The sequence below is a fragment of the Pseudoalteromonas ostreae genome, from assembly GCF_018069805.1.
GTDB classification, from domain to species: Bacteria; Pseudomonadota; Gammaproteobacteria; order Enterobacterales; family Alteromonadaceae; genus Pseudoalteromonas; species Pseudoalteromonas ostreae.
The window spans coordinates 21,814-30,517 of the sequence record NZ_JAGPYN010000037.1 but is presented as its reverse complement, the minus strand read 5'-3'; the positions used below and the strand labels follow the sequence as shown (position 1 = coordinate 30,517).

The following is an 8,704-nucleotide window of genomic DNA, read 5'->3' as shown; positions in this document are numbered from 1 at the left end:
CAATATAGAAAAAGCACAGATACGTAACTTAAGCCAAAATAGCTGGCTGAACTTACACCAAAATATCTTAATCACTGGGGCAACAGGCTGTGGAAAAACCTACCTCGCATGTGCCTTAGGGCATGAGCACTGCCTACAAGGAAAAAGTGTTTACTATATTCGATTAAAAGAACTACTCGAAAGCCTGTTTCTAGCACAAGCGGATGGTAGTTACCGAAAATTACTAGCGAAGCTAATAAAGTATGATCTACTGATCTTAGACGACTGGGGGCTTGAACCACTGAGTGCGCAGCAACGAGGTGACTTACTCGAATTAATCGATGCGCGGTATGGGTATAAATCACACATAATAATAAGTCAGCTCCCGCAGGAAAACTGGCATGAGATGATCGGAGAATCAACCCATGCTGACGCCATTTTAGATAGGCTAATTCATGGTTCGATTAAGTTGAACTTAAAAGGAGAATCGATACGAAAACAGTTAAATAAATTGACTGATGATGATCAGTTAAGCTAATTTAAAAACGGCTCTACAAAATGATAAATCAAGTGATCAAAGCTGATGAGAATCGGTGATCAAAGTCATGAGAATACGCAAACACAGCGACCAAGCTTATGCGCAAGCGCTGACAGTGCTTTGGCTTTGCTCATTCGCTTTTGTAGTTTTTCAAGGTATTTGTTAGCGTTATGATTGTGGCGCAGCAGTAATACGGCTGCTTCCGAGAAAGCCCATTTGAGATGTGCATTGCCAATTTTATTACCTTGGGTGCCATAGGTTTTGCCAGCAGACTCCGCTTTGCATTTGACCAACCGACTGTATGAAGCGAACTTTTGTACGCTTGAAAAGCGATTGATATCACCAATTTCGTAAATAATGGTGAGTGCAAGAATACGGCCTATACCATTAATTGTTTGCAAAATATTAAGGTGAACAGGGTTGTGTTGCTTGGCCATTTTTTCAATATAATGCTCTAAAGGCTTAAGCTCATTGTGATAGCAATCGAGTATGGCCATATTTAAATTAATAGATCGTTGCACAACGGGATCAGGGAAGTAATAGCGCATCTTTTCTCTGTCGCAAACGTTCTTTAAGTTAACATTGTGGGCAGGTAAATTGTACTGGCTGGCAGTATTGGCTACATGGGCTTTTAAATCAGTGCCATGACGAACAATTTTGGTTCTTCGCCGTAATAAGTCGCGCGTAGCACGCATATCTTTGTCATACACATAAGCGAGTGGAAAGTTACCACCACGGATAAGTTTGGCTATTTTATACGAATCTATTTTATCGTTTTTAGCTTTACCGCCATGAATTGCCTTCATGTATAGGGCATGACCTAGAATAAAGTCGATAGTGTGCTCTTTGCAAAAATCAGCGACCCAATACCAGCAATGCATGCACTCCACGCCAACAACAATATCGCCAATGTAGGGCTTAAGTAGCTTTAGTAGTGCTCCAGGGTCATCTTTAATTTTCTTGTGAACAAGGATAAGTCCTGTATTATCAATGATACAGACGTAAAGCAATCGCGCATGTAAATCGATTCCACAATAATATGGATGCATGTTATTGTAAAAGTTCATTGAGCTTTCTCCTGTAAGGTTGGTTGCCTTTTCAGCCTAGCGAATAATCGCGATGCTGGGGAGGAGGCTCAATGAGTATCAAGTCAATCAAGCGGACACTAAAAACGTGCCGCTTATTAAAGCGTTGGTAACTGGAGTGTATTTGAATATCGAAGAGTTTGAGAAAACAACATCTGAATTAGTAAGTGATATTCAAATGTTATCGATGCATTGGGATTTACTCTTAAAACTAGATGCCGAAATCATTTCTTCTCCTAGCAAGTTTTCTAAAAGTGAACACTTTTGGTCAATGACGTTTAATGCTCACTTAACATCGGTAAGAATTATTTTATCAAGAGTTTACGATACTCATGAAAAAGTACTATCTATTAAAACATGGCTTGAAATAGTTAAAGCAGAACTAAATAATTTAAAGTTTATGATCGAACCTTCCTGTAATTTAAGTGAATTAGTTATTCAAAATATTAATAACAGCGACCCAAAAACTAACAAATTAGTCAATGTACTTATTAACCAGTTACGTAACAATGGAATTGCTCATACCAACATGAAAAAGGCAAGTTCAGGTATTAATGTTTTTAAAGAATGGGAATTAACGCAATCTGATTACCAAGAGTTGATAACTCAAGCTCAAGAAATTATAAACAATTATATTCCATATATACTAGGGTATAAAGTCAGTTATAATAGTCTGCACAAAGATGATTATAAAAATATAACTAACCTACTTTAATAAAGTTACATAACAAGGGTCTAAGGTTGCGACTGTCCGTTTCTGGCACATTTAACAAAACCGATAATGCAAAGCCTTGATGCTGACTGATAGGCTATTTTCTCGTTGGGTTTAGTTGCCCCCTACCTACGTTGCTTAATTTAACACCGCGCAAACTTAAAGCTTATGGCTTAAATTTTACGACTTAGCGCTTAAAACTCTACTATCCAAGCCATAAAAAAAGCAAGCCATCGGGCTTGCTTTTTACATTCTTAAACCTTTAAAACGTTACACTTTCAAGTAGTCCATGATCCCTTCAGCGGCGTTACGCCCTTCGAAGATGGCGGTAACTACTAAATCTGAGCCACGTACGATATCGCCGCCAGCAAAGATTTTAGGGTTGGTTGTTTGATGAGTAAATTCACCTTGCTCTGGTGCATTAATGCCGCCCCAGTGGTTTATTTCTACATCGTACTTTTCTAACCAATCCATTTTGTGTGGTTTGAAACCAAACGCCATGAGTACTTGGTCGGCTTCAATCACATGCTCAGAACCCAGTACTACCTCGGCGCGGCTACGGCCTTTTTCATCTGGTTCACCCATTTGGGTTTTCACCATTTGTACGCCTGCAACATGGCCGTTGTCGTTTAGTACTATACCGGTTGGTTGCACGTTAAAAGTAAATTCAACACCTTCTTCTTTGGCGTTTTTCACTTCACGTTTTGAGCCTGGCATGTTTTCTTCATCACGACGATAAGCACAGATTACTTTTTCCGCACCTTGACGAATTGAAGTACGTACACAGTCCATCGCAGTATCACCGCCACCTAGTACCACTACCTTTTGGTTTGCCATATCGATATATGCTTGATTAGACTCGTCATAACCCATTACGCGGTTGGTATTGCCTATTAAGAACGGTAATGCATCATGTACGCCTGGTGCATCTTCGTTTTCAAGGCCCGCTCGCATACTCTGATAAGTCCCCACTCCCAAAAATACTGCGTCGTATTCTGCCAATATTTCATCCATCGTGATATCAACGCCTACTTCGGTGTTAAGTTTAAACTCAACCCCCATTTCAGTGAAAATCTCACGACGTTTTTGCATGACTTCTTTTTCAAGCTTGAACGATGGAATACCAAAGGTTAACAAGCCACCAATTTCTGGGTGACGGTCAAATACCACTGGTTTTACACCATTACGCACTAGAATATCAGCGCAACCTAGGCCTGCAGGGCCGGCACCGATTATAGCTACTTTTTTATCGGTCCATACTACATACGACATATCAGGCTTCCAGCCCATTTTAAATGCAGTATCAGTAATATATTTTTCAATATTACCGATTGTTACTGCACCAAACTCTTCGTCTAATGTACATGAACCTTCACACAAACGATCTTGCGGACACACCCGGCCACACACTTCTGGTAAACTATTGGTCCGATGTGATAGCTCCGCAGCTTCAAGAATACGGCCAGTACGAATTAACTTTAACCACTGTGGGATATAGTTATGCACTGGGCATTTCCATTCACAATACGGATTACCACAATCTAGGCAGCGGTCCGCTTGTGAGTTTACTTGCTTCTCTGAAAAGGGTTCGTAAATTTCAACAAATGATTTTTTACGTGACGAAATTGGCTTTTTGCGGGGATCAACCCGCTGCACGTCTATAAATTGATATACATTTTCGCTCATACTACCCCCTTACTGTGCTTGAACACGAAGTTCAGCACTACTACGAGCGCGATGCCCGAGTAAACTTTTCACATCACTTGATTTTGGCTTAACTAGTTTGAATTTTGGCAAATACGTTTCAAAACTGGCTAAAATAGTTTCTGCACGGCTTGAGCCTGTTAGTTCTAAATGCTCAGCAATTAGACCACGCAAATGCTCTTGGTGTGACGCTAGCTCATCTAACAGCACCACTTCGACTAGCTCTGGATTGATGCGTTTTTCAAAGTCATTACGCTCATCCAAAATATAGGCAAAGCCACCGGTCATACCTGCACCAAAGTTCACGCCTACATTGCCCAGCACGCACACCACACCGCCGGTCATGTACTCACAGCCATTATCACCTACACCTTCAACAACCGCTTGCACACCTGAGTTACGAACCGCAAAACGCTCTCCAGCACAACCTGCAGCAAACAGCTTGCCACCCGTTGCACCATATAAACAGGTATTACCTGCGATGGTCGCTTTGTGACTTTCAAATGACGAACCCAGTGGTGGGCGAATAACCAACTTACCGCCAGCCATGCCTTTACCAACGTAATCGTTAGCATCGCCGACCAGCGTCATTTCAAGGCCACCGGCATTCCATACACCAAATGATTGACCAGCGGTTCCGTGTAACTCAATCGAGACAGGATCAGCTGCCATGCCTTGATTGCCATGCTTATCGGCTATATAACCTGATAACATCGCCCCCACTGAACGGTCAGTGTTGCAAATACGGCTTACCAGTGAAATACCTGTGCTTTCGTCAATTGCTTGTTGTGCTTTAGCAAGTAAGGTTTCGTTTAACTTACCTAAGTAATGCGACGAGTTTGGCGCACTACAAAACAGGGTTTCACCGGTCGGGTTATTTGGCTGAGCAATGACTGACGATAAGTCAATTTTTTTCTGCCTAGCGGTTTTACCTTCAATGGCTTCGAGTAAATCAAGACGACCAATTAAATCTGTTAAATTAGCAACACCTAAACTTGCCATGATTTCACGTGCTTCTTGAGCAATAAACTTGAAGTAGTTCATCGCCATCTCAGGTAAGCCATGGTAATGCTTTTGACGCAATGTTTCGTCTTGGGTTGCTACACCAGTTGCACAGTTATTTAGGTGGCAAATACGCAGGTACTTACAACCAAGCGCCACCATAGGGCCAGTACCAAAACCAAAGCTCTCTGCACCTAAAATAGCTGCTTTGATGATATCAAGGCCAGTTTTTAAACCGCCATCTGTTTGCAAACGAATACGATGGCGTAAACCGTTTTCAACCAGCGCCTGCTGCGTTTCAGCAAGGCCAAGTTCCCACGGGCTACCTGCGTATTTAACCGAGGTAAGCGGGCTTGCGCCAGTACCGCCGTCATAGCCTGAAATGGTAATTAAATCAGCATACGCTTTAGCAACACCCGTTGCGATCGTGCCAACACCTGGCTCTGAAACCAGTTTTACTGAGATCAACGCTTTAGGGTTTATTTGTTTTAAATCGAAAATTAACTGAGCTAAATCTTCAATCGAATAAATATCGTGATGTGGTGGTGGTGAAATCAAAGTTACACCCGGCACAGAGTAACGAAGCTTAGCAATATAGGGGGTTACTTTTTCGCCCGGCAATTGCCCGCCTTCACCTGGTTTTGCACCTTGCGCTACTTTAATTTGAATAACGTCAGCACTGCGTAAGTAGTGCGGTGTTACCCCAAAACGACCCGAGGCAACTTGCTTGATACGTGAATTTTTCTCTGTACCATAGCGTAGTTTGTCTTCGCCGCCTTCACCTGAATTTGAACAGCCACCTAAGCGGTTCATCGCAATTGCAAGCGCTTCATGCGCCTCTGGCGATAATGCACCGATACTCATTGCCGCCGAGTCAAAACGCTTATATAGCTCAGTTGCTGGCTCAACATCATCAATGCTGATCCCCTCTGCTGGCAGTTTCAGTGCAAGCATGTCACGTAATGTGGCAATTGGGCGCTTATTAACAAGATCTGCGTATACGCTATAATCAGAATATTCGCCTGAGCGCACCGCTTTTTGTAGCGTTTGAATAACGTCTGGGTTGTACGCGTGATACTCGCCGCCATGTACATACTTTAATAAGCCGCCATGGCTGAGTAATTTGCGCTTACTCAATGCTAATGTGTGAAGTTTACGCTGGTCGTCATCAAAATCTGTAAAACACGCACCTTTAATGCGGCTCGCCACACCATTAAAACAGGTATCAACAATAGCGTCTGATAAACCAACCGCTTCAAACAACATTGAACAACGATACGATGCCACTGTACTAATACCCATTTTTGACATGATCTTGTACAAGCCTTTGTTGATTGCATTACGGTACGCCAACGTGACTTCACAATAGCTTTTGTTGATCACTTTAGAGTCGCTCATCGCAACCAGTGATTCATAAGCAAGGTATGGGTAAATTGCCGTTGCACCAAAACCAATTAATACCGCAAATTGATGCGCATCACGCACGCTACCAGTTTCAATGATGATATTTGATTCACAACGTAAGTTATTATCAACTAAACGCTTTTGTACCGCCCCAACAGCCATAGCGGCAGGAATTGGTAACTTATTCTCATCAAAATTACGGTCACTTAGAAACAACATGACACAGCCAGCAGCGGCTTTTTCTTGTGCTTCATCACAAATACGGGTTACCGCATCGCCAAGGCCTTCTTCTTTGCTGTAGGTGATATCAATTTTACAGTAGCTGTAATGCGCTTGATCGGCACTGAGTAGCTGCTGCATATCAGCATACATTAGTATTGGCGTATCAAACTGAAGGCGCTTAGCGTGGCCGGTGGTCTCATTAAACACGTTTTGCTCACTACCGATACAGGTCGCCAGCGACATTACATGGTTTTCACGCAAAGGATCGATTGGCGGATTCGTGACCTGAGCAAACTTTTGACGGAAGTAATCAAACAATGAACGATTGCTCTCAGAAAGCACTGCAAATGGCGTGTCATCACCCATTGAACCTGTTGCTTCTTGGCCAATTTGACCCATCACGCGAATAACGCTATCAAGTTCTTCATTGGTGTAACCAAACATTTTTTGATATTTCAGTAATGTTTGATCATCAAACGAACGATTGCCTGCGTCTTGCTCAGATAACTGCTCAAACGGCGTTAGGCGTTTAACATTGGCTTCAAGCCATGCTTTGTATGGATGGCGAGATTTAAGATCGCGATCAATTTCGTCTGAGTGCCAAATTTTACCTAACTGAGTATCAATAACTAACAGCTCACCAGGGCCAACGCGGCCTTTCTCAACCACTTCATCCGCAGTGTAATCCCAAATACCTACTTCTGAGGCTAGGGTAATAAAGCCATCTTGAGTGATCACATAACGTGCAGGACGAAGGCCATTACGGTCTAAGTTACAAGCCGCAAAACGACCATCAGACATCACGATACCAGCAGGGCCATCCCATGGTTCCATGTGCATTGAGTTAAAGTCGTAAAATGCACGTAAGTCATCATCCATCGCACGGTTTTTCTGCCATGCAGGTGGCACTAGCATTCGCATAGCACGGAATAAATCCATGCCACCAGCTAAAAACAACTCCAGCATGTTATCTAAGCTTGATGAATCTGAGCCAGTTTCATTAACAAATGGCGCGGCACTTTGTAAATCAGGAATAAGCGGCGATGAAAACTTATATGAACGAGCACGTGCCCACTGACGGTTACCTTGAATAGTGTTGATTTCACCATTGTGTGCTAAATAACGAAACGGCTGAGCTAAAGGCCAGCGCGGTTGCGTATTAGTCGAAAAACGTTGGTGGAAAACACAAATCGCACTGGTCATGCGAATATCGGCTAAATCTAAATAGAAGTTAGGCAGATCCACCGGCATCATTAAGCCTTTGTAGATAGTCACTAAGCCAGATAAACTCGCAATGTAAAAACCGTCGTCGCTAGCTAAACGTTTTTCAGCACGACGACGAGCAACATATAAGCGGCGCTCTAAATCTTTTGGACGCCAGCCCTCAGGTGCATTAACAAAGATCTGTTCAAATTTAGGTAACTGCTTTATTGCAATAGGTCCTAAACATGATCCATCAGTTGGTACTACGCGCCAACCTTGAATATTGAGGGTTTCTTTTTCGAGTTCTTCACTCAATATATCTTTTGCAGTTTGTGCAAGTACTGGATCTGAATTTAGGAAAATCATACCTACGGCATAATTTTTACCTAAGTGCCAATTTTTTTCAGCGGCAATAGCACGAAAAAAGCTATCTGGCTTTTGTAATAATAGACCACAGCCATCGCCTGTTTTACCATCGGCAGAAATACCACCACGGTGTTCCATACGATCTAAGCCGGTGATCGCTGTACGAATTAAGCGATGACTAGCTTGACCATTGACCTGGGCAATTAAGCCAAAGCCACAATTATCTTTTTCTAATTTTGAGTCGTATAACATAGACCCCTCCCCTTGCTACAACAGCTAGCTATGAATGACCTTTTCGACGGTGTGCTAGCAGACAGTCAAAACTATCGCCAATTGTATATTGAGTCAATAGAACTTTGAATATATATTCACATTCTTGAATATTTCTCACCACAACACAATCTTTTTATTTCATGCCTATTTTTAACATTTAGCGATATTTTACCCGTTATTTTTTTATGACACGGGTGTCATATTTAACAAGTTGTA

5 protein-coding genes are annotated in these 8,704 nt (G+C 42.3%); 2 read left to right on the top strand and 3 right to left on the bottom strand.

What is annotated here, in order from left to right:
• Positions 1 to 517 (top strand): IS21-like element helper ATPase IstB (gene istB / locus J7338_RS19655; protein WP_210798659.1); only part of this gene is annotated, 517 nt, incomplete at its 5' end.
• Positions 518 to 582: 65 nt separating this feature from the next.
• Here the strand turns inward: istB and J7338_RS19650 are convergent.
• A complete protein-coding gene (locus J7338_RS19650; RefSeq protein WP_210798658.1) occupies positions 583 to 1,584 on the bottom strand; it encodes an IS110 family RNA-guided transposase in 1,002 nt (333 codons plus the stop codon).
• A gap of 142 nt (positions 1,585 to 1,726) precedes the next feature.
• On the opposite strand from J7338_RS19650, the gene J7338_RS19645 reads away from it, so the two are divergent.
• Positions 1,727 to 2,317, top strand: coding sequence for an AbiU2 domain-containing protein (locus J7338_RS19645; RefSeq protein ID WP_210798657.1), 591 nt, complete (start codon positions 1,727 to 1,729; stop codon positions 2,315 to 2,317).
• 267 nt (positions 2,318 to 2,584) lie between these two features.
• Here J7338_RS19645 and J7338_RS19640 read toward each other — a convergent pair whose 3' ends face one another.
• Together J7338_RS19640 and gltB are read right to left on the bottom strand one after the other, a co-directional pair.
• The gene (locus J7338_RS19640; RefSeq protein ID WP_210798656.1) at positions 2,585 to 4,000 is read right to left on the bottom strand and encodes an FAD-dependent oxidoreductase; all 1,416 of its coding nucleotides are present in this window, start codon (positions 3,998 to 4,000) and stop codon (positions 2,585 to 2,587) included.
• 9 nt (positions 4,001 to 4,009) lie between these two features.
• Positions 4,010 to 8,467: a glutamate synthase large subunit gene (gene gltB, locus J7338_RS19635; protein WP_210798655.1), complete on the bottom strand. Its 4,458-nt coding sequence runs from the start codon at positions 8,465 to 8,467 to the stop codon at positions 4,010 to 4,012.
• Positions 8,468 to 8,704: the final 237 nt, after the last annotated feature.